The organism is Rhodococcus sp. LB1, from assembly GCF_001583455.1.
Lineage (GTDB): Bacteria > Actinomycetota > Actinomycetes > Mycobacteriales > Mycobacteriaceae > Rhodococcus_F > Rhodococcus_F opacus.
Genome location: NZ_LTCZ01000205.1, coordinates 1 through 1,566, shown reverse-complemented (window position 1 = coordinate 1,566; position 1,566 = coordinate 1). Strand labels below are relative to the sequence as shown.

The following is a 1,566-nucleotide window of genomic DNA, read 5'->3' as shown; positions in this document are numbered from 1 at the left end:
TATCCGATGGACTTGTACTCGAGGTACTCCTCGACCCCGAAGCGGCCCGATTCGCGACCGATTCCGGACAGCCTGAACCCTCCGTGCGGTGCCTTCAGATTCACGGGCGAACCGTTGATGCGGATGCGTCCGGCGCGCAGCTTGCTCGCCAGCTTCTTCGCCCGATCGGCGTCGCCGGCCCAGATCGCCCCGGCAAGCCCGTACACGGAGTCGTTCGCGATCTGGAAGGCCTCTTCCTCACTGTCGAACGGGATGATGACGACGACGGGCCCGAAGATCTCCTCCCGGGCGACTCGAAGCGAGTTGTCGCCGGAGAAGACGGTGGGGCGCACGAAGAATCCGCGCTCGATGCCCTCGGGTGCCTCGGGACCGCCCGTCAGCAGACGCGCGCCCTCGTCGATTCCCAGCTGGATGTAGTCACGGACACGCTGGCGCTGCGCCGCGTTCGCAACCGGACCGAGCGTCGTGCTGGGGTCGTAGGGATCTCCCAGAACGAAGCTCTCCGCCGCACGGACCGCAAGCTGCTCGGCCTCCGCCAGACGCGATCGCGGCACCAGGATCCGCGTGAGTGCACCGCAGGCCTGCCCCGTGTTACGGAAGGAGTCCTCGATTCCGCGGGTGACCGCAGTCTCGAGGTCGGCGTCCTCGAGGATGATGTTCGCCGACTTGCCGCCGAGTTCCAGGCAGACCTTCTTGACCGACCGCGACGCCAACTCCATCACCCGGCGACCGGCGCGAACCGACCCCGTCAGCGACACCATGTCGACCAGCGGGTGCGTCACGAGCGCCTCACCGACCACCGGACCGGTTCCCGACACCAGGTTGAACACGCCGTCGGGAAGCCCCGCCTCCTCGGCGATCTCCGCGAACAGGAACGAGCTCAGCGGAGCCAGCTCCGTCCCCTTCAGCACCACGGTGCACCCGGCGGCGAGCGCCGCCCCGGCCTTCAGGCTCACCATCCGCATCGGACCGTTCCACGGCGTGATGGCGCCGACGACACCCGCGGCCGCACGGCACACCGTCGTGTCGCCGACCTGCTCCGACCAGACGATGTCGCGGAGGCTGTCCGCGGCGATCTCGAAGTCCTTGATCGCCGCACGTGCATGCGCGGCCTCCGCCATCTTGGCCGGGTATCCGAGCTCGGAGACGATGGTCTCGGTGATCTCGTCGACCCGCGCCTCCATGCCGCGCGCGATCTTGTGCAGCATCTCGGCGCGCTCGTCGATCGACGTCTGGGACCAGGCCGGAAACGCGTCCGCCGCCGCCTGCGCGGCGAGATCGACGTCCTCCGCAGTGCCTGCCGGAATGGTCGCGATCGTCTCCTCCGAGATCGCACTGATGACGGGAATGACGTCGGCGCCCGCCGAAGGGACCCACTTACCGTTGATGAAGATCTGATCCTTGACGATCAACCGAAATCACTCCTGTGATGTGTTGTGGCCGCGGGGCGGACAAGGCTGCCAGCACTCGGACACCCCGGCGAACGCAGATATGAAGATGGCATACGACTCGGGCTTGGCCCTACCTCATCGTGTTCGCATATACGAACCTTTGATCGAGAGTGTG

Annotated in this window: 1 protein-coding gene; it reads right to left on the bottom strand. The window is 66.7% G+C overall.

Annotated features, from left to right (window positions below; all coding sequences use genetic code 11):
* The coding region (locus AZG88_RS25535; RefSeq protein WP_061043246.1) for an aldehyde dehydrogenase family protein at positions 1-1,412 on the bottom strand (1,412 nt) is incomplete at its 3' end.
* Positions 1,413-1,566: the final 154 nt, after the last annotated feature.